Below are 19,875 nucleotides of genomic sequence, written 5' to 3'. Positions count from 1 at the left end.
GGTTCACCCGCGAAGAAGGCCACCACGATCCAACAGACGAGAGCCGACTCCTGTAGACTGCTGGGCAACCACGCCCCCTCCTTCGAGCCTGTGATGCACAAAGAAACCGAACTCAAGCTCCGCGCCAGCCGCGAGACCCTTGCCGCCCTGCGCGAGCACCCTCTGCTGAAAAAGCGCAACAAGTCCGGCTGGCAGACCCGCGAACTGCTCAACCAGTACTTCGACACCCCCGAGCGCGAGCTCTCCGCCGCCCGTGTCGCTCTGCGCCTGCGCCGCGATGGCGAGGCCATCATCCAGACCCTCAAGTGCCGCGGCACCAGCGTGGCCGGCCTGTCCGAGCGCAACGAGCACGAATGGCAACTGGACAAGGTCAAGCTCGACTTGAAGAAGCTCGACGACAGCTGCTGGCCCGCGCAACTGGCCAACCTGGACAAAAAGACCATCAAGCCGCTGTTCACCACCGACTTCAGCCGTGAATACGCCGAAATCGCCTGGGGTCGCGGCAAGAGCAAGGTGGTGATCGAGGCAGCGCTGGACCAGGGTTTCGTGATCGCCGGCAAGCGCAAGGAAGAGATCTGCGAGCTGGAGCTGGAACTGCGTGAAGGCGAGCCACAGGCTCTGCTGGAGCTGGCTGCCGAGCTTGCCGCCAGCCTGCCGCTGATGCCATGCGACATCAGCAAGGCCGAGCGTGGCTACCGCCTGCTGGAGCCGGACAGCTACGAGCTGGGCCTGCCGCACACCGAACTGGAAGCCGAAATGGCCGTGGACGACGCCTACGCCGCACTGGCCTGGCAACTGCTGGGCAGCAGCCAGCGCCTGGCCGAACAATACCGCCACAACGGCCACTGGCGCCTGCTGCAGGACTGGGTCGAGTGCCTGAGCGAGCTGCGTGCCATTACCGCCAGCCTGGGCCAGGCCGCGCCGCGCGCCACCACCCGCGATCTGCGCAGCAGCCTCGACGCCCTGCTCGAAGACTGGCGCCCGCTGGTGCAGGCCGGCAACGAAGACGAAGATATCCGTCGCGCCGCCCCCGAGCAGTTCGCCGAAGAGCTGGAGGACGTGCGCTGGGGCCAGTTCTCGCTGGAAACTTCACGCTGGTTGCTGGCCCGTGCCTGGACCGTGGAGCGCAAAGGCCGTGGCGAGCGCCAGGGCAAGGCGCAGCTGGCAAGCTGGCTGGCGCACCTGTTGGGCGAAGAAGGCCGAGCGTTGAAGCTGCCGTTGTACACCCAGCGTCCGGAAGACCTGGCCGAGCAACTGCCGCGCATCGAGCAACTGCTGGCCTGGCTGCACCATGCCCGTCAGGTGCTGGAAGCGCCGCAGATGGACCGCCTGTATGGCGACCTGAAGAAGCTGCATGAGCTGGCTGAACAGCCGATCAGCGATGAAGTGCTGGAAGCGCGTATCGAACAGGCTCGGGCGGTGGACCAGAGCCGCGGTTGGAAGCACCTGCTCAAGGCGTGATACCGAGTCGCCTGCTTCGCAGCGCAAGGCTGCTCCTACAGGTCACCGATATCCCTGTAGAAGCAGCCTTTTGCTGCGAAAGCCTCATCACGAAAGTGGCAGGCTGGTGGTGGACTTGATCTCCGACAGCGCCACGATCGAGTTCACCTCCTGTATCCCCGGCACGTTCGACAGTTTTTCGAAGAAGAACCGTTCATAAGCCTCGATATCCGGGGTGACGATGCGCAACAGAAAGTCCACCGACCCCATCAGCACATAACACTCCAATACCTCCGGAAACCCGCGGATTGCGTCGGTGAACTCGTTGAAGTTGGAGCGCCCGTGAGCGTTCAGTTTCACCTCGGCGAATATCTGCGTGTTCAGGCCGACCTTCTTGCGGTCCAGCAAGGTCACCTGCCCGCGAATCACTCCCTCCTCCTTCAACCGCTGGATACGCCGCCAGCACGGCGATTGCGACAGCCCCACTCGCTCGGCGATCTGCGCACTGGACAGCGAAGCGTCCTCCTGAAGCAGCTCGAGGATACGGCGATCATAGGCGTCCAGCTCGCTGCGCATAAATAATTCTCCTGAAAAGGATTTAATGACTAGAACAATTCGCCAGTACAGCGAAACGATCAAATCATAGCGAAAAAATACCACCGCCAACGTGCAAGAATTTCTCCTACATTTGCGGAGATCAGCATGAACGCACAGCCCCGTACCGACGCCTGGGCCGCCAGCAGCGCCCACAGCACCGTGCACTATCGCCTACAGGCCGAGGCCGAGCCTGACAGCCTGTGCCGGGTGCTCAATCTGTTTGCCCTGCAGTTCCTGACCCCGCACAGCGTGCAGGTGAGCCAGCAGGATGACTGGCTGGATATCGAGGTCGGCATCGGCGGCCTGAGTTGGCACCGGGCCGAGGTGATTGCGCAGAAACTGCGTAACCTGGTGTGTGTGGGTGAGGTGAGCCTGAGCAACTTGCAGCGGGTGGAGCTGGCGGTGGTCTGAGCCATGCTCGGTGCTTGTGCCGGCCTCTTCGCGGGTAAACCCGCTCCCACAGGTACTGCAAAACTTTCAGGTTTGTGCGGTCCTGTGGGAGCGGGTTTACCCGCGAAGAGGCCGGCACAGGCACTGCAAGATTCCGAAACCTTTCACCCTCGGTAACCCTCCCTCGCCCGGCTAGCCTTGAGCAGGACTCCCCTATCAGGCACGGACGCCAACCATGCATACCCCCGACAACGCGGCACTCGATCTCAAGCACGTGCTCCAGGCCCTGCTCGCCGACCAGCACCTGCACGCCAACGACACCCTGCAGGTCCTCGAGCATGCCGTCACCCACCCCACCGCACACCCGCTGGAACAGATCGCTGCCTGCGCCCTGGAAGACCGCGAACATCCTGGCCAGCTCTTGGACCTGGACCGACTCTGCCAATGGCTGGCCAACAAGGTCGGCCAGCCCTACCTGCGCATTGACCCGCTGCAACTGGACCTGCCCCAGATCGCCGGCCTGATTTCCCCGGCCTTCGCCCAGCGCCACGGCATCCTTATCGTCGCCGCCGATGCGTCCAGCGTCACCGTCGCCAGCGCCCAGCCCTACCAGGATGACTGGCTGGCCGACCTCACCCGCAGCCTGGGCCGGCCGGTCCGTCGCGTGCTGGCCAACCCGCAGCAGGTCCGCCAGGCAGGGCAGTCGTTTCATCGCCTGGCCCAATCGGTAAAAGGCGCGCAACACCAGCAGTCAGCCAGCCTGGGCGAACTCGAACAGCTGCTGGAGCTTGGCAAGCGCCAGGCCGAGGCCAGTGCCGACGACGCGCACATCGTGCATATCGTCGACTGGCTGCTGCAGTACGCCATCGAGCAACGCGCCAGCGATATCCACCTGGAACCACGCCGCGAGCAGGGCCAGCTGCGCTACCGTATCGACGGCCTGCTGCACAACGTCTATGCCTTCCCCGCCGGGGTGACCCTGGCGCTGGTCAGCCGCTTGAAACACCTGGGGCGCATGGACGTCGCGGAAAAGCGCCGACCGCAGGATGGCCGGCTGCAAAGCCGCCTGCCTGGCGGCGGCGAGGTGGAACTGCGGCTGTCGACCTTGCCGACCCCGTTCGGCGAAAAACTGGTGCTGCGCCTGTTCGACCCGCAACAGCTGCAAGAAGGCTTCGACCGGCTGGGCCTGGATGGGCCGCAACTGGATCAGTGGCAAGGCCTGCTACGCCAGCGCCAGGGCATCATCCTGGTCACTGGTCCCACCGGGTCCGGCAAGACCAGCACGCTGTACGCCAGCCTCAAGCTGCTGGCCACGCCGCAGGTCAACCTGTGCACTATCGAAGACCCGATCGAGCGCCTGGACCCCGCCTTCAACCAGTTGCAGGTGCAGCCCGCCCTGGACCTGGGTTTCGCCAACGGTGTGCGGGCCATGCTGCGCCAGGACCCGGACATCATCATGATCGGCGAAATCCGTGACCGCGAGACTGCCCTGGTGGCGGTGCAGGCTGCCCTGACCGGGCACCTGGTGCTGTCGACCCTGCATACCAACGACGCCTGTGGTGCGATCACCCGTCTTCAGGAACTGGGTGTGGCCGACTACCTGATCAAGGCGACGCTGGTGGGGGTGATGGCCCAGCGCTTGGTGCGTACTCTGTGCGCGGATTGCCGCGGTGGTGCGGCGCTGGCCGAAGGCCAGCCGTGTCGTACCTGTCGTGGCACGGGGTTCCATGGCCGCACAGGATTGTTCGAGCTGCTGGTTCCCAGCGACAGCCTGCGCGCCCTGATAGGTCCGGGCGGCGATCTGGCCAGTTTAAGGCGCCAGGCCGTGGCCGATGGATTGCTGGATCTGCGCCGCTGCGGCGAAGCCAAGGTAGCCTGTGGGCAGACCCGCCAAGAGGAAGTGCTGCGGGCCTGTTCCTGAGCAAAAATCCCTTGTATTCAAGGAACTTGCAACCCCGCTGCATATCAAATCGCGCATCTTCAACCCTCACCCTTCGAGGTGTTTCAACATGCGTTTCAAAACCGCCATCGCTGCCGCTGCCTTGCTTTCGCTGCCTATCGGCTCGGCCATGGCCGATACCTTCTGGCGTAACGTGATGACTACAGGTGCTACCACGGCATCGAGCTACCTGACCTCCGGGGATCACAAGCTGGTGATGGCGGCGCAGGATGACGCCGGCAGCTTCGTGGCCAGCGAAGGCGCGATCCGCGGGCCGTTCCTTGAAGCGGCGATTCGCCAGGCCCGCGCAGAGAACCCGGGGATGCAGGCTTCCGACATGGAACTGGCCAATGCCATCCTGGCCAAGAATGCGGTAGCCGAGTAACCGCGTCGCCTGCTTCGCGGGCGCGCCCGCTCCCACAGGGACCGCACAAGGCTTGAATCTTGTGCAAGTGCTGTGGGAGCGGGCAAGCCCGCGAAGAATCCAGCACCGATCTCAGCGATACGCCTCCACCGGCACACAAGCACAGAACAGGTTCCTGTCCCCATACACATTGTCCACCCGGTTCACCGCTGGCCAGTACTTGAGCTGGCGCACGTGAGCACTGGGCGCCACCGCCTGTTCCAGGCTGTAGGGCCTGTCCCACACCGCCAGCACATCGGCCAGGGTATGCGGTGCATGCTTGAGCGGGTTGTTTTCCGCCGGCCAGTTGCCCTCCTGCACTTCGCCAATTTCCGCCCGAATCGCCAACATCGCCTCGACAAAGCGGTCCAGTTCAGCCTTGGACTCACTCTCGGTCGGCTCGACCATCAGCGTGCCCGGCACCGGGAACGACATGGTCGGCGCGTGGAAGCCATAGTCCATCAGGCGCTTGGCCACGTCCTCTTCGCTTATGCCGGTCAGCGCCTTCAGCGGCCGCAGGTCGAGGATGCACTCATGCGCCACGCGCTGGTTGCGCCCGCGGTAGAGCACCGGGAAGGCTCCACCCAGCTGGCTGGCCAGGTAATTGGCCGACAGGATCGCCACCTCGCTGGCATCGGCCAACTGCGGCCCCATCATGGCTATGTACATCCAGCTGATCGGCAGGATGCTTGCACTGCCCCAAGGCGCGGCACTGACCGCGCTGTTGTTCGGGTCCAGGCCGGGTACCGGCACCACCGGGTGGCTGGCGACGAACGGCTTGAGGTGCGCGCGAATGCCGATCGGGCCCATGCCCGGGCCGCCACCACCGTGGGGAATGCAGAAGGTCTTGTGCAGGTTCATGTGTGAAACGTCAGCGCCGATATCCGCCGGACGCGCCAGGCCCACCTGGGCATTGAGGTTGGCGCCATCCATGTACACCTGACCACCGTGCTGGTGGACCACTTCGCAGATTTCGCGGATCCCCTCTTCATACACGCCGTGGGTCGACGGGTAAGTGATCATCAGGCACGACAACCGATCCCCGGCCGAGTGGGCCTTGGCCTTGAGGTCGGCCAGGTCGACGTTGCCATCATCGTCGCAATCGACAATCACCACCTCCATGCCGGCCATTTGCGCCGACGCCGGGTTGGTGCCGTGGGCCGACGACGGGATCAGGCACTGCGTGCGTTGTGGCTGGTGGCGGCTGCGGTGGTAGCGAGTAATGGCCATCAGGCCGGCGTACTCGCCCTGGGCGCCGGAGTTGGGCTGCATGCAAATGGCATCGAAGCCGGTAATGGCGCACAGCCAGCTTTCCAGCTCGTCGATCATTGCCTTGTAACCGGTGGCCTGGGCCGCCGGGGCAAACGGGTGCAGTTGGGCAAAGCCAGGCCAGGTAATGGGGATCATCTCGCTGGTGGCGTTGAGCTTCATGGTGCACGAACCCAGCGGGATCATCGACTGGTTCAGCGCCAGGTCCTTGTTCTCGAGCTGCTTGAGGTAGCGCAGCATCTCGGTTTCGCTGTGGTGCAGGTTGAACACCGGGTGGGCGAGGAACGGCGTGCGCCGCACCAGGCTGGCGGGGATGCCTTCGGGCAGGGCCAGCTGGTCAAGTGCGGCTATATCCAGGCCGTGGTTCACCCCCAGGAAGATGTCGAACAGGCGCAGCACCGTCTGCTCCGAGCAAGTCTCGTCCAGGCTCACGCCCAGGTGCCCGCGGCCAAGAATGCGCAAGTTGATCTGCGCAGCCTCGGCGCTTTCGATGATGGCCGCCTGGGCACCGCCGACGTCCAGGGTAAGGGTGTCGAAGAAGTGCTGGTTGAGGCGCTTGATGCCCTTGGCCTCGAGGCCGGCTGCCAGGATGAAGGTCAGCCGGTGCACGCGCTGGGCAATGCGCTGCAGGCCTTCCGGGCCGTGGTACACCGCGTAGAAGCCGGCAATGTTGGCCAGCAGCACCTGGGCCGTGCAGATGTTGGAGTTGGCCTTCTCGCGGCGGATATGCTGCTCGCGGGTTTGCAGGGCCATACGCAAAGCGGTGTTGCCACGGGCATCGCGCGACACGCCGATGATGCGCCCCGGCATGGCTCGCTTGTAGTCATCGCGGCAGGCGAAATAGGCCGCGTGGGGGCCGCCATAGCCCATCGGTACGCCAAAGCGCTGGGTCGAGCCCAGCACCACATCGGCGCCCAGTTCCCCGGGCGGTGCCAGCACCACCAGGCTGAGCAGGTCGGCGGCTACGCAGGCCAAGGCATGCTGGCTGTGCAAATGGTCGATTTGCGGGCGCAGGTCGCGCACCTCGCCGTGGGTATCCGGGTACTGCAACAAGGCCCCGAAAACCGCGTGTTTGCCAAGGTTATCCACAGAGTCGACGATCAGCTCGAAGCCGAAGCCCTCGGCACGGGTCTTGAGTACCGACAGGGTCTGCGGGTGACAGTGCTCGTCGGCGAAGAAGGCATTGCTCTTGTTGCGCGCCACCCGCTTGGCCAGGGCCATGGCCTCGGCGGCGGCGGTGGCTTCGTCGAGCAGCGAGGCGTTGGCCAGGGCCAGCCCGGTGAGGTCGATGACCATCTGCTGGAAGTTCAGCAGTGCTTCCAGCCGGCCTTGGGCGATTTCAGGCTGATAGGGCGTGTAGGCGGTGTACCAGCCCGGGTTTTCCAGCACGTTGCGCAGGATGACCGTGGGGGTGATGGTGCCGTGGTAGCCCATGCCGATCAGGCTGGTCCAGACCTGGTTCTGCCCGGCGTAACCGGCGAGCTTGGCCAGGGCGGCCTGTTCGTCCAGTGCCGGCGGCAGGTCCAGGGGGCGATTGAGGCGGATGTCTGGCGGTACGGTCTGCTCGATCAGCTCACTGCGGCTGGCGACACCCAGCGCATTGAGCATGGCCTGCTGCTCCGTGGCATCCGGGCCCAGGTGGCGACGCAGGAAAGGGTTGAGCTCTTGCAGTTGATGCAGGGATGGCGACTGGGACATGACGACGCTCTCTTCCTGGAACAGCTCTCATGGAGACTTACAAGTCTAGGAAGGGATTGCCGATTCTGCGGGGAAACTTGTTTTGCCAGTACCGGCCCTATCGCCGGCAAGCCAGCTCCCACAGGTAACCACAGGCCCTGAGGCGCGCGCTATCTCTGTGGGAGCTGGCTTGCCGGCGATGAGGCCTGAAGCCTTACTCGCCGATAGCGGCTGCGTAACCAGCACCATCCAGCAGCTTGTCCAGCTCGGCCGGGTTGCTTGGCTTCAGCTTGAAGATCCACGACTCGTAAGGTTCTTCGTTGAGCAGCTCTGGGCTGTCGGCCAGCTCTTCGTTGACCGCGATCACTTCGCCACCGACCGGGGCGTAGATGTCCGAAGCGGCCTTGACCGACTCGACAACACCGGCCGCGTCGCCAGCGGCGAATACCTTGCCGACTTCAGCCAGCTCGACGAACACCACGTCACCCAGGGCTTGCTGGGCGTGGTCGCTGATACCCACGGTCACGGTGCCATCGGCTTCCAGGCGAGCCCACTCGTGGCTTTCGGCAAAACGCAGGTCGGCGGGGATATTGCTCATGTCTTGAATTCCTCGATTGGCTCAGCGGTACGCCCGCCGGTTAAAAATTGTTCAGATCAGAATCTTGCCGTGGCGCACGAAGGTCGGTTTGACCACCCGCACCGGGTACCACTTGCCGCGGATTTCCACCTCGGCCCGGTCGCCGGTGGCCATGGGCACGCGTGCAAGTGCAATGGACTTGCTCAGCGTAGGCGAGAAACTACCACTGGTGATCTCCCCTTCGCCAATCCCGGCTACACGCACCACCTGGTGGGCACGCAGCACGCCACGCTCTTCCAGTACCAGGCCGACCAGTTTTTCCTGCACGCCATGTTCGATTTCCGCCAGCAGCCCGGCGCGGCCGATGAAGTCACGCCCGGCCGGCTCCCAAGCGATGCTCCAGCCAAGGTTGGAGGTGAGCGGGGTGTGGGTTTCGTCAATGTCCTGGCCGTACAGATTCATGCCAGCTTCCAGGCGCAAGGTATCGCGGGCACCAAGGCCGCTGGGGGCGATTCCGGCACCGACCAGGTCGTTGAAGAACGCCACCGCCTGGTCGCCGGGGAGGATGATCTCCAAGCCGTCTTCACCGGTGTAACCGGTGCGGGCAATGAACCAGTCGCCTTCGGCAAAACCTTCGAACGGACGCAGTTCGCGGATCAGCGCGGCACGCGCGGGGCTGAGCAGCGCTGCAGCCTTTTCTCGGGCATGCGGGCCCTGGATGGCAAGAATGGCAAGGTCGGGGCGGACCTTGAAGTCCACGGCAAAACCGTCACGCTGCAGTTGCAGCCAGTCGAGCACCTTGGCGCGGGTGGCGGCGTTGGTGACCAGACGATAGCCCTCTTCCGTGCGGTAGACGATCAGGTCATCGATCACCCCGCCCTGCTCCTGCAACAGCGGGCTGTACAGCGCCTTGCCGGTGTCGTCGAGGCGGGCCACGTCATTGGCCAGCAGACGCTGCAGCCAGGCGGTGGCTTCGCTACCATCGACATCGATAACGGTCATGTGAGAAACATCGAACACCCCGCAATCGCTGCGCACCTGATGGTGCTCCTCGACCTGCGAGCCATAGTGCAGGGGCATGTCCCAGCCACCGAAATCGACCGTCTTGGCGCCAAGCGCCAGGTGCAGGTCATACAAAAGCGTGCGCTGTCCCATGGGTTTCTCCTTCCGGGCGTGGCGAAGCGGCGGCGGTCGATGACGTCGGGTCGTCAGCTCTTCTTGTGTAGGACCCGCCGCGCGAATGCCGCGCATTGTAGCCGCAAGGGCGCGGGCTGGCACCCTCAGTGACTGTGACCGGGTCGACGTGCCGAACGGCGGATCAGGCCGATGACCGGCAGCAGGCCCACCAGCACCAGGGTCAGTGCCGGCAACGATGCACGCGCCCACTCACCCTCGCTGGTCATCTCGAACACCCTTACCGCCAAGGTATCCCAGCCGAACGGGCGCATCAGCAAAGTGGCCGGCATTTCCTTGAGCACGTCGACGAACACCAGCAGGGCGGCGCTGAGCGCGCCAGGCACCAGCAGCGGTAGATACACCTTGAAAAACAATCCCGCGCCACCGACGCCCAGGCTACGGGATGCCTCGGGCAATGACGGGCGGATACGCTCCAGGCTGCTCTCCAGCGGCCCGTAGGCCACCGCGATGAAGCGCACCAGGTAGGCCAGCAGTAACGCCGCCAGGCTGCCCAGCAGCAGCGGCTTGCCGGCACCGCCCAGCCAGCTGGACAGCGGGATGACCAGATGGTTGTCGAGGTAACTGAAGGCAAGCATGATCGACACCGCCAGCACCGAGCCGGGCAAGGCATAACCCAGGTTGGCCAGGCCTACCCCGGCGCGGATACCGCCCGTCGGCGCCTGGCGCCGGGCAAAGGCCAGCAGCAACGCCACGCACACCGTGACCAGCGCCGCCATGCCACCCAGGTACAGGGTGTGCAGCACAAGGCCGACATAACGCTCGTCCAGGTCATGCCGGCCGCGCTGCCAGAACCACGCCAGCAGTTGCAGCAGCGGGATGACGAAGGCGCAGGCGAACACCAGCAGGCACCAGCCACTGGCCAGCAACGCCTTGAACCCGCGCAGGTGGTACAGCGCCTGCCCGCGCGGCCGCTCGTTGCCGCTGCGGCTGGCCCCCCTGGCACGGCGCTCGCCATACAGCACCAGCATCACCGCCAGCAGCAACAGGCTGGCCAGCTGGGCCGCGCTGGACAGGCTGAAGAAGCCGTACCAGGTCTTGTAGATGGCCGTGGTGAAGGTGTCGAAGTTGAATACCGCCACCGCGCCGAAGTCGGCCAGGGTTTCCATCAGGGCCAGGGCAATACCGGCGCCAATCGCGGGCCGAGCCATGGGCAGCGCCACACGCCAGAACGCCTGCAGCGGGGACAGCCCCAGCACTCGCGCCGCTTCCATCAGGCCCTTGCCCTGGGCCAGGAATGCGGTACGCGCCAGCAGATAGACATAGGGGTAGAACACCAGCACCAGGACGACGATCACCCCGCCGGTGGAGCGCACCCGGGGCAGGCGCATCGGCCCGAACACCTCGCGCAGGGCGCTCTGCACCGGGCCGGCGAAGTCCAGCAGGCCGACGAAGACGAACGCCAGCACATAGGCCGGGATGGCGAACGGTAGCATCAGCGCCCAGTCCAGCCAGCGCCGGCCAGGGAACTCGCATAGGCTGGTCAGCCAGGCCAGGCTGACGCCCAGCACGGTGACGCCGATGCCCACACCCACCACCAGCGTCAGGGTATTGGTTAGCAGGCGCGTCATCTGGGTGTCGAGCAGGTGCGACCAGATCTGCAGGTCGATCGACTGCCAGGACAACAGCAGGACGCTCAGGGGCAGGAGCACCAGGGCGGCGACCAAGGTGACCGGGAGGTACCAGCGGCGTTGAGGGGTGTGGGGCAAGGCTTGACTCTCGATTGCGATGGCGACCGCTGCGCGGTCGTTCGCGGGTGAACCCACTCCCACAGGATCTGCACTGCCTTTGAGGGTTGTGCGGTCCTGTGGGAGCGGGTTTATCGGAACGCCGAACCGCCGCGAATGGGCCCTTGCAGGCCCCGGAAGGATAAAGCCTGGCGCTTAGTTCCAGCCAGCCCGATCCATCAAGCGAATCGCTTCAGCCTGGCGCTTGCCAGCGATTTCCACCGGAATGCTGTCAGCCTTGAAGCTGCCCCACGCTGCCACTTCGTCCGAGGGCTTGACCTTCGGGTTGGCCGGGAACTCCTGGTTGATGTCGGCGAACAACTTCTGCGCCTCTTCACCAGTCATCCATTCCACCAGTTTCTTCGCCGCCTCCGGGTGTGGCGCATGCTTGGTCAGGCCGATGCCCGACAGGTTCACGTGCACGCCACGGTCACCTTGGTTGGGCCAGAAGATCTTCACCGGCAGTTTCGGGTTCTGCTTGTGCAGGCGGCCATAGTAGTAGGTGTTGACCACGCCCACGTCGCACTGGCCGGCCTCGATGGCCTGGATCACGGCGTTGTCGTCGGAGAACACGTCGGTAGACAGGTTGTTGACCCAGCCTTTGACGATCTGCTCTGTCTTCGCCTCGCCGTGGGTTTCGATCAGGGTGGCGGTCAGCGACTGGTTGTACACCTTCTTCGCCGTGCGCAGGCACAGGCGGCCTTCCCACTGCTTGTCGGCCAAGGCTTCGTAGGTGCTCAGCTCCTGCGGCTTGACCCGCTCGGTGGAGTAGATGATGGTGCGGGCGCGCAGGCTCAGGCCGGTCCAGTCGTGGGACGAGGCGCGGTACTGCGACGGGATGTTCTGGTCGATGATGTCGGACTTGATCGGCTGCAGGATGCCCATCTGCTCGGCTTGCCACAGGTTGCCGGCATCGACGGTCAGCAGCAGGTCGGCCACGCCGTTTTCGCCCTCGGCCTTGATGCGCTGCATCAGCGGGGCTTCCTTGTCGGTGATGAACTTGATCTTGACCCCGGTCTTGGCGGTATAGGCATCGAACACCGGCTTGATCAGCTCGTCGATGCGCGAGGAGTACACCACCACTTCGTCCGCTGCCTGAGCGGTGCCGCCGAACAGGGTCAGGGCCAGGGCGGCCAGTAGGGGCTTGCGTGGCAACATGGAAAGCACTCCTCGGATCGTATGAGAGGCGCAAATGGTAGTGAATCCCATTTTCCGACTCATCTACCTAGGCGTTACCGGATGTTGCAGAACTTGCTCCTACAGCTCATCGTGCAAGACCTTCACGCCTTGGCCAGATCCGGCAGGTCACCACTCAAACCCAGCGCCTGGCGCACGAACAGTGCCTTGGCCTCCGGCATCTGCTCCACCAGCTTCAACCCACTGTTACGCAACCAGCGCAACGGCAACGGGTTGGCCTGGAACAACCGCTCGAACCCTTCCATCGCCGCCATCAGTGCCAGGTTGTGCGGCATGCGCCGTCGCTCGTAACGGCTCAGCACCTTCACATCCGCCAGACGCTCGCCACGCTCGCAGGCGTTGACCAGCACTTCGGCCAGCACCGCAGCATCGAGAAAGCCCAGGTTGACGCCCTGCCCGGCCAGCGGGTGAATGGTGTGCGCGGCATCGCCAATCAATGCCAGGCCTTCACCCACATAGCGCTTGGCGTGGCGCTGGCGCAGCGGTACGCACACCCGCGGGTCGGCCTGCAGCACATCACCCAGGCGCCCCTCGAATGCCCGCTCCAGGGCTTTCAGGAAGGCCGCTTCATCCAGCGCCATCAATTGCTCGGCATGCTCCGGGGTGGTCGACCACACGATCGAGCACCAGTCCTGCTGGCCATCACGGGATAGCGGCAGGAACGCCAGTGGCCCCTCATCGGTGAAGCGCTGCCAGGCCGTGGCCTGGTGCCCGGCGCTGCAGCGCACGCTGGTGACGATGGCATGGTGCAGGTAATCCCACTCACGGGTTTCGCAACCGGCCAGGCGCCGCACTGCCGAGTTGGCACCGTCTGCCGCGATCACCAGCGGTGCACGCAGCTGGCGGCCATCGGCGAGGGTAAGCAGCCACTCGTCGCCAGAGCGGCGCAGCTGTTCGAGCCGCGCATTGGGCAGCAGGCCGATATCGCTGTCATGCAAGCGTTCCAGCAGGCCATCCTGCACCACCCGGTTCTCGACGATATGGCCGAGCACCTGGGCGTGCACGCTGGCGGCCGAGAAGTGAATCTGCCCGGTGCCACTGCCATCCCACACATGCATGTCCGAGTAGGGCGTGGCACGCCGCAGGGCAATACCGTCCCAGGCGCCAAGGCGCTCGAGGATGCGCTGGCTGGCTGCCGACAGCGCGCTGACACGCGGCTCGAACGGGGCCTGGGCATCGAACGGCTTGACGGTCAGCGGGCCGCCGTCGAGCAGGAGGATTTGCAAGCCACTGTGGCGCAACGCCAGGGCCAGGGCGCTGCCGACCATACCGGCACCGACAATCAACAGATCTGCGCGCATTTCCATGCCTTACGCCAGCCTCGCTTGCGGCTTGAGCCGCACATATAGGGTTTTATCGACCCGCGCCACCAGCTCGCCGGCGCCGTCACGGATATCGACCTGCAAACGCGGCAGGCACTTCTTGCCGGTGGCAGTCTGCTGGCGGATTTCATCCAGCAGCGCGTCATCGACGTGGAGTTCGGCATACACCGGGCCTTTGCCCGGCGAAATGAAATCGATGCTGGCGGCCTTGTCCCAGACGATGTAGTCACGACCCAGCTGTTCGATCAGCAACAGCATGTAGAACGGGTCGACCATCGAATACAGGCTGCCGCCGAACTGAGTACCGACATAGTTGCGGTTCCAGCGGGTCAGCTTCATCGCCACCTTGACGCTGCGCAGGTCCGGGCTGATGTGCAGCACGCGGATGCCAGCACCCAGATACGGCGGGTAAAGGTTCAACCGCCAACGCAACAGGCGCGCCCGGCGCGCCAGCCTGCGCGCGTTGCCACTCATGCCTGACCTCGCGGATCGGGGCGAGTGCCCAGGCCCATGGCCTGGCGGGCGAACCAGCTTTTCGCCGGAGGCAGCAAGTCGAGACCGAGCAGGCCCAGGTTGCGCCCGGCGGCCAGCAACGGCTGGCTACTGCCGAACAGGCGAGTGACCTGGTCGGAAAAACCGATGGTCATGGCCTGGTCCAGGCGCTGGCGCTGGTGGTAGGCCTGCAACGTGGTCAGGTCGCCAGGCTGCTGCGGGCCGGCCAGCAGCGCCTCGGCAAGCGCCTGCACGTCACGCAGCGACAGATTGAAGCCTTGGCCGGCAATAGGGTGAAGGCTGTGCGCGGCGTTGCCCAGCACCACCAGATGCGGCCGCACCTGCTCCTGGGCTTCGATCAGCGACAGTGGGTAGAGGTGCCGCGCGCCGACCTGGCGCAAAGCGCCCAGGCGATAGCCGAACACGCCCTGCAGCTCGCGCAGGAAACTGCGCTCGTCGATGTCGGCCAGGCGCCGCGCGTCCATGCCCTGGCGGGTCCAGACCAGCGCGCAGCGGTTATCCGGCAGCGGCAGCAGGGCCATGGGGCCTTCTTCGGTGAAACGCTCGAAGGCCTGGCCGCCGTGGGCCTCGCCCGGAGTGATATTGGCGATCAGCGCGCTCTGTTGGTAGGGCGTGTGGCGCACATGAATGCCCAGCTGTTCGCGCAGGCCGGAGCGGCCACCGTCGGCCAGTACCGCCAGGTCGCACTCCAGTTGAGTGTCGTCGTTCAGCAGCAGGCGGTAGCCACCTTCGATGGCCTGCATCGCGGTGACTTCCGCCGGGCAACGCCAGCTCACCACCTCGCTGTCCAGCCCTTGCCACAGGCACTGACCCAGCCAGGCGTTTTCCACTACGTAGCCAAGCGCCGGCACGCCCTCTTCCAGGGCATCCAGGCGGGTGGCGCCGAAGCGGCCGCGGTCGGATACGTGAATCTGCCGGATCGGCTCGGCGCGATGGCCGATTGCCTGCCACAGGCCCAGCTGCTGGTAGATCTGCTGAGTGCCAAACGACAGTGCCGACGAACGCGCATCGTAGCTGGGCTGGAAGCTGTCACCGGGGGCGAAGGGCTCGATCAGCAGGATCTTCCAGCCTCGCGCCTTGGCCCCCGCCTGCAGCGCCAGGGCCAAGCTCGCGCCCACCAGGCCGCCACCAATGATCGCCAGATTCACCCGATTCATGCCGCGTCCTTGCGGGCGGCCTGCATCAGTGCCTCGATCTCGGCGACCGTACGCGGTACGCCCGAAGTCAGGATTTCACAGCCTTGCCTGGTCACTACCACGTCGTCCTCGATCCTTACACCAATGCCGCGCCATTTCTTGGCCACGGCCTGATTGTCGGCGCCTATGTAGATGCCCGGTTCGACGGTCAGCGCCATGCCGGGTTCAAGCACCCGCCACTCGCCGCCCACCTTGTACTCGCCCACATCGTGCACATCCATGCCCAGCCAATGCCCGGCACGATGCATGTAGAAGGCACGATAGGCCTCGCTGTCGATCAGCGCCTGTACCTCGCCCGTCAGCAGGCCCAGTTCCACCAGGCCCTCGGTGATGACCCGCACGGTCGCCTCATGGGCGTGGTTCCAGTGCTTGCCGGGGGCGATTTCGGCAAACGCCGCGGCCTGGGCCTTGAGCACCAGCTCGTAGATGGCCTTCTGCTCTGGCGAAAAGCTCCCGCTGACCGGGAAGGTACGGGTGATGTCGCTGGCGTAGCAGTCGATCTCGCAGCCGGCGTCGATCAGTACCAGGTCGCCATCCTTGAGCGGGGCGTCGTTCTGCTGATAGTGCAGGATGCAGCCATTGCGCCCGGCCGCGACGATCGAGCCGTAGGCCGGCATCTTCGCCCCACCCTTGCGGAACTCGTAGTCCAGCTCGGCTTCCAGGCTGTATTCGTGCAAGCCGGCCCGGCAGGCCTGCATGGCCCGCACGTGGGCCCGCGCCGAAATCTCTGCGGCAGCACGCATCACCTTCACTTCCGCTGCCGATTTATACAGGCGCATGTCGTGCAGCAGATGATCCAGCGCAACGAACTCGTTCGGCGGCTGGGCGCCCAGGCGGGCCTTGGAGCGGATCACATTGATCCAGTCCATCAGCCGGCGGTCGAACTCGGGGTTGCTGCCCATGGCGCTGTACACCCGCTCACGGCCTTCGATCAGGCCCGGCAGGATCTCGTCGATGTCGGTGATGGGGAAGGCATCGTCTGCGCCAAAATCGCGCACCGCACCTTCCTGGCCAGCCCGCAGACCATCCCACAGCTCGCGCTCGGGGTTGCGTTCACGGCAGAACAGCACGTATTCGCCATGCTCGCGCCCCGGAATCAGCGCAATCACCGCTTCCGGCTCGGGAAAACCACTGAGGTACTGGAAGTCGCTGTCCTGGCGGTAAACGTGCTCTACGTCGCGGTTACGGATGGCAACCGCGGCAGCGGGCAGGATGGCGATACTGTTGGGTACCATCTGCGCCATCAGCGCCTTGCGCCGACGGGCATACTCGGCCTTGGGAATGCGGCTCATGGGCAGACTACCCCCGGTTGATCAGTGCAGCGATGGCTTGGGTGCGGGGGCGGCCGGCTTGGCCAGCTCGGAGAACAGCAGCAACGGCGCCACGCGCAGGTATTCCATGACCTCCATGTAGTCGCTCTCGCCGTCCTCGGACTCCTCGAGGGCTTCCTGGACCTGGGAAATGGCCACCAGGTCCTGCAGCACTTCCTTGGCCTCGTCGGACAGGTCCTTGCCACCGGCATTCAGGCCGAAACCGGTGATGAAGCCTTGGCACCACTGGCCCAGCGCGGTGGCGCGGTCGTTCAGGGCGGCGTCGTCGGAAGGCAGCAGCAGGACGATCGCCATGTCGTCGCTGGTCAGCTCGCCCTTGACCATTTCCTGCAGGCCGACCAGGGCGTTGCGCACGGTGTCACCGGGCTCGGTTTCCAGCAGCTGGGCGGCATCGGCCAGCCAGCCGTCGGCGTCGAAGCCGGCACCGGCGCAGCTGCGGCCGATCAGCAGGCCGTGCAGTTCGGCCGGGGTGACAGGATGGCCATTGCTGGACAGCAGCATGGCGAAGGCGATGTAGGGCGATTGGGTATTGGGCATGGGCAGCTAGGCGCCAGACGGCGCAATGACTAGAATGGAGACCTTGTATCCTAGCACCGGCAGGCGCGCCAAGACCATCGGCACTGGCCGTCGCCGCCCAGGGAGAGGCATCATCGCCAGGTGACTCAACGACGGAGCGAATCGAGTGCAACCCACGCAAGAGAACGACCTGCAGGCACTGATGAGCCGATTCGAGTTGCTGATCGAACGTGTCGAGCAACTAAAACGGCAAAATGCACTCCTAGTAGCTCAGGAAAAAACCTGGCGCGAAGAGCGCGCCCACCTCATCGAAAAGAACGAGATCGCCAAGCGCAAGGTCGAGTCGATGATTTTACGCCTCAAGGCCCTGGAGCAAGACTCATGAGTTCAAGCAATAGCGTCACCGTGCAGATCCTCGACAAGGAGTATTCGATCATCTGCCCGCCGGAAGAGCGCAACAACCTGGTCAGCGCCGCACGCTACCTGGACGGCAAGATGCGCGAGATCCGCAGCAGCGGCAAGGTGATCGGCGCCGACCGCATCGCGGTCATGGCAGCGTTGAACATCACCCACGAAATGCTGCACCGCCAGGAAGACCGCAACGATGCCCCGGCAGGCGGCACCACTCGCGAACAGGTGCGCGACCTGCTGGAACGGGTCGACCAGGCACTGTCCGACGACGCGGATACCAAAATCGGCTGAGATTGGTATACTGGCGCCACTCCCTGGGGGATGCGCCAGTCGGTTATGTCCCTGAGCCGATACGCACAACCACGGGGGTTGCACGCTGGGGCCGGTGTGCATGTCCGCCCGACGGAAAGCCTTAACGCCCCCTGCAATCTCCACCTTGAACTTTCGGGTTCAAGGGCTACACCGATAGCGGTCTTGTCGGGGAGCCTGAATTCTCTTGCCCGCCCCTCCCGGCGGGCAATTCGTTTTGGCCGACCACGTCGGCCAGCATCTGGGATCGCCCGTGCCATGACCGACACCGCGCAGCTCACCCGCCCCCAGCTCCGTCGCCTGCTCCGCAATGCCCGCCGCGCCCTTACCCCTGCCCAGCAACGCCAGGCCGCCCTTGGCCTGTACCGCCAGCTGGCGCAGCACCCGCTGTTCCGCCGCGCCCGGCACATTGCCCTGTACCTGCCCAACGACGGCGAAATCGACCCTTGCCTGCTGCTGCGCGAGGCCCAGCGCCGTGGCAAGCGTACCTACCTGCCGGTGCTGCACGCCTGGCCGCGCACGCGCATGGTGTTCCAGCGCTTCGAGCAGGGCGAGAAGCTCAAGCCCAACCGCTTTCGCATTCCGGAGCCGGTTACCGAGCGCAAGCGCCAGCGCCCGATCTGGTCGCTGGACCTGATCCTGCTACCGTTGGTCGGTTTCGACGAAGTGGGCGGTCGCCTGGGAATGGGCGGTGGTTTCTATGATCGCAGCCTGGCCTACCAGGCGCGTCGCCAGACCTGGAAAAAGCCGTTGCTGTTGGGGCTGGCACATGAATGCCAGAAGGTCGAGCGGCTGGCTCAGGCCAGTTGGGATGTACCGCTGCAGGGGACGGTCTCGGACCGTGGCTGGTACTTGGCGCCGCGTTGAACGGCGCCGACGTGGGGCATCAACGTTGCGGCTGGCTGGCGTCGACCGGCATCTGATAGGCATTGTCCAGCTTGCGCTCCCAGATACCTTGCGCATAACCGGTAGTGACCACACCCAGGCCGAAAATGAACACCAGGATCCACAGCAGATCCGGCTTGTTACGTTGATTCATCGAAGAATGCCCCCCAGGCAAACTGTTCAGGCTCGGCAATTTTCTGGGTATCGCCGGAGCATCGCGCTTTAAACGGGGCGCATTTTCCGACAACCTGCGTCTGCACGCAAACCTTGACGCCAACCGACTGTCGGTTTCATGCAACAGGTTATTTCAAACCTTTTCAGGAGCAGCACCCATGGCCTACTGGCTGATGAAATCCGAGCCCGACGAGCTCTCCATCGAAGCCCTCGGCCGTCTCGGCGAAGCGCGCTGGGACGGCGTGCGCAACTACCAGGCGCGCAATTTCCTGCGGGCCATGAGCGTTGGCGACGAGTTCTTCTTCTATCACTCCAGCTGCCCGCAGCCGGGCATCGCTGGCATTGCCAGGATCACTCGCGCTGCCTACCCCGACCCGACCGCGCTGGACCCGCAAAGCCACTACTACGATGCCAAGGCCACGGCCGACAAGAACCCGTGGAGCGCGGTGGATGTAGCCCATGTGCAAACCCTGCCACGGGTGCTGGAGCTGGCCTGGCTGAAACAGCAGGCAGGCCTGGCCGAACTGCCGCTGGTGCAGAAAGGCAGCCGCCTGTCGGTGATGCCGGTGACGCCAGAGCAATGGGCAGTGATTGTCGCTTTGCATTGAAACTGCGGCTAAGGTCATAAACCAAAGGGGCCGCCCTGCGGCCCATCGCCGGCAAGCCAGCTTGTGTCTTGAGAGGGGATTAGAATCTGAAGTGAGAGCGATGAATGGCAAGCTGAATGCCAGAGGTGCCTTGAGCACGTGTGGGAGCACAAGCTGCCATTCACCGTTCCACTTTGGCGAGAGCCCGAACAGTTGGATGA

At 64.6% G+C, this 19,875-nt stretch carries 20 protein-coding genes and 1 other RNA gene; 9 read left to right on the top strand and 12 right to left on the bottom strand.

The annotated features are described in order from the left end of the window. Nucleotides 1-93: 93 nt before the first annotated feature. Nucleotides 94-1,461: a CYTH domain-containing protein gene (locus CAF92_RS21010; protein ID WP_003259352.1), complete on the top strand. Its 1,368-nt coding sequence runs from the start codon at nucleotides 94-96 to the stop codon at nucleotides 1,459-1,461. 87 nt (nucleotides 1,462-1,548) lie between these two features. Here the strand turns inward: CAF92_RS21010 and CAF92_RS21005 are convergent, their stop codons facing one another. Then, a complete protein-coding gene (locus CAF92_RS21005) occupies nucleotides 1,549-2,016 on the bottom strand; it encodes an Lrp/AsnC family transcriptional regulator (RefSeq protein ID WP_085601828.1) in 468 nt (155 codons plus the stop codon). A 126-nt stretch (nucleotides 2,017-2,142) separates the two neighbouring features. Between CAF92_RS21005 and CAF92_RS21000 the strand changes: the two genes are divergently transcribed. From CAF92_RS21000 to CAF92_RS20990, 3 genes are all read left to right on the top strand, one after another. After that, on the top strand, nucleotides 2,143-2,448 hold the full coding sequence (locus tag CAF92_RS21000) for a hypothetical protein (RefSeq protein ID WP_003259353.1): 306 nt from the start codon (nucleotides 2,143-2,145) through the stop codon (nucleotides 2,446-2,448). A 214-nt stretch (nucleotides 2,449-2,662) separates the two neighbouring features. Then, nucleotides 2,663-4,348, top strand: coding sequence for a GspE/PulE family protein (locus tag CAF92_RS20995; RefSeq protein ID WP_085601827.1), 1,686 nt, complete (start codon nucleotides 2,663-2,665; stop codon nucleotides 4,346-4,348). 88 nt (nucleotides 4,349-4,436) lie between these two features. After that, nucleotides 4,437-4,751, top strand: coding sequence for a DUF2388 domain-containing protein (locus CAF92_RS20990; RefSeq protein WP_003259356.1), 315 nt, complete (start codon nucleotides 4,437-4,439; stop codon nucleotides 4,749-4,751). 111 nt (nucleotides 4,752-4,862) lie between these two features. Here the strand turns inward: CAF92_RS20990 and gcvP are convergent, their stop codons facing one another. The 10 genes from gcvP to CAF92_RS20940 all read right to left on the bottom strand — a co-directional run bounded on the left by gcvP (nucleotide 4,863) and on the right by CAF92_RS20940 (nucleotide 17,309). Continuing rightward, nucleotides 4,863-7,736 (bottom strand): aminomethyl-transferring glycine dehydrogenase, encoded by a 2,874-nt coding sequence (gcvP, locus tag CAF92_RS20985; RefSeq protein ID WP_085601826.1) that lies wholly within the window; start codon nucleotides 7,734-7,736, stop codon nucleotides 4,863-4,865. A 193-nt stretch (nucleotides 7,737-7,929) separates the two neighbouring features. Next, nucleotides 7,930-8,313 carry a glycine cleavage system protein GcvH gene (gene gcvH / locus CAF92_RS20980; RefSeq protein WP_085601825.1) on the bottom strand — a complete coding sequence of 128 codons (384 nt, stop codon included), beginning with the start codon at nucleotides 8,311-8,313 and terminating at the stop codon, nucleotides 7,930-7,932. Between the two features lie 51 nt (nucleotides 8,314-8,364). Then, a complete protein-coding gene (gene gcvT / locus CAF92_RS20975; protein WP_085601824.1) occupies nucleotides 8,365-9,447 on the bottom strand; it encodes a glycine cleavage system aminomethyltransferase GcvT in 1,083 nt (360 codons plus the stop codon). A 125-nt stretch (nucleotides 9,448-9,572) separates the two neighbouring features. Continuing rightward, nucleotides 9,573-11,195: an iron ABC transporter permease gene (locus tag CAF92_RS20970; protein ID WP_085601823.1), complete on the bottom strand. Its 1,623-nt coding sequence runs from the start codon at nucleotides 11,193-11,195 to the stop codon at nucleotides 9,573-9,575. 174 nt (nucleotides 11,196-11,369) lie between these two features. Then, complete coding sequence (locus CAF92_RS20965; RefSeq protein WP_085601822.1) at nucleotides 11,370-12,371, bottom strand: extracellular solute-binding protein; 1,002 nt, start codon at nucleotides 12,369-12,371, stop codon at nucleotides 11,370-11,372. A 122-nt stretch (nucleotides 12,372-12,493) separates the two neighbouring features. Continuing rightward, nucleotides 12,494-13,711, bottom strand: coding sequence for a 2-octaprenyl-3-methyl-6-methoxy-1,4-benzoquinol hydroxylase (locus CAF92_RS20960; RefSeq protein ID WP_178081816.1), 1,218 nt, complete (start codon nucleotides 13,709-13,711; stop codon nucleotides 12,494-12,496). Nucleotides 13,712-13,720: 9 nt separating this feature from the next. Beyond that, the gene (locus CAF92_RS20955) at nucleotides 13,721-14,206 is read right to left on the bottom strand and encodes a DUF4442 domain-containing protein (RefSeq protein WP_046613627.1); all 486 of its coding nucleotides are present in this window, start codon (nucleotides 14,204-14,206) and stop codon (nucleotides 13,721-13,723) included. Next, the gene (ubiH, locus tag CAF92_RS20950; protein WP_046613628.1) at nucleotides 14,203-15,402 is read right to left on the bottom strand and encodes a 2-octaprenyl-6-methoxyphenyl hydroxylase; all 1,200 of its coding nucleotides are present in this window, start codon (nucleotides 15,400-15,402) and stop codon (nucleotides 14,203-14,205) included. The genes CAF92_RS20955 and ubiH overlap by 4 nt, the downstream gene beginning before the upstream one ends. Next, complete coding sequence (gene pepP, locus CAF92_RS20945; RefSeq protein ID WP_085601820.1) at nucleotides 15,399-16,733, bottom strand: Xaa-Pro aminopeptidase; 1,335 nt, start codon at nucleotides 16,731-16,733, stop codon at nucleotides 15,399-15,401. Before pepP ends, ubiH begins: the two co-directional genes overlap by 4 nt. 21 nt (nucleotides 16,734-16,754) lie before the next feature. Beyond that, nucleotides 16,755-17,309, bottom strand: coding sequence for a YecA family protein (locus CAF92_RS20940; RefSeq protein ID WP_046613630.1), 555 nt, complete (start codon nucleotides 17,307-17,309; stop codon nucleotides 16,755-16,757). A gap of 181 nt (nucleotides 17,310-17,490) precedes the next feature. Here CAF92_RS20940 and CAF92_RS20935 point away from each other — a divergent pair, with 181 nt between their 5' ends. The 4 genes from CAF92_RS20935 (at nucleotide 17,491) to CAF92_RS20920 (ending at nucleotide 18,875) form a co-directional block, all read left to right on the top strand. Next, entirely contained in the window at nucleotides 17,491-17,673 is a 183-nt protein-coding gene (locus CAF92_RS20935; protein ID WP_046613731.1) for a TIGR02449 family protein, read from the top strand. Next, complete coding sequence (locus CAF92_RS20930; protein ID WP_003259368.1) at nucleotides 17,670-17,990, top strand: cell division protein ZapA; 321 nt, start codon at nucleotides 17,670-17,672, stop codon at nucleotides 17,988-17,990. Before CAF92_RS20935 ends, CAF92_RS20930 begins: the two co-directional genes overlap by 4 nt. Nucleotides 17,991-18,007: 17 nt before the next feature. Further along, a non-coding RNA gene (gene ssrS, locus CAF92_RS20925) (6S RNA) lies at nucleotides 18,008-18,187 on the top strand. A 79-nt stretch (nucleotides 18,188-18,266) separates the two neighbouring features. Beyond that, entirely contained in the window at nucleotides 18,267-18,875 is a 609-nt protein-coding gene (locus CAF92_RS20920; RefSeq protein WP_046613631.1) for a 5-formyltetrahydrofolate cyclo-ligase, read from the top strand. 19 nt (nucleotides 18,876-18,894) lie between these two features. On the opposite strand, the gene CAF92_RS27500 is transcribed toward CAF92_RS20920, so the two are convergent. Next, nucleotides 18,895-19,047, bottom strand: coding sequence for a hypothetical protein (locus CAF92_RS27500; protein ID WP_013974724.1), 153 nt, complete (start codon nucleotides 19,045-19,047; stop codon nucleotides 18,895-18,897). A gap of 178 nt (nucleotides 19,048-19,225) precedes the next feature. Between CAF92_RS27500 and CAF92_RS20915 the strand changes: the two genes are divergently transcribed. Further along, nucleotides 19,226-19,675 carry an EVE domain-containing protein gene (locus tag CAF92_RS20915; RefSeq protein ID WP_085601819.1) on the top strand — a complete coding sequence of 150 codons (450 nt, stop codon included), beginning with the start codon at nucleotides 19,226-19,228 and terminating at the stop codon, nucleotides 19,673-19,675. Nucleotides 19,676-19,875 lie beyond the last annotated feature (200 nt).

Source organism: Pseudomonas sp. B10(2017), from assembly GCF_002113295.1.
Classification (GTDB): domain Bacteria; phylum Pseudomonadota; class Gammaproteobacteria; order Pseudomonadales; family Pseudomonadaceae; genus Aquipseudomonas; species Aquipseudomonas pudica.
Note: the sequence above shows the minus strand (reverse complement) of the source record. Positions and strands in the feature narration are given on the sequence as shown.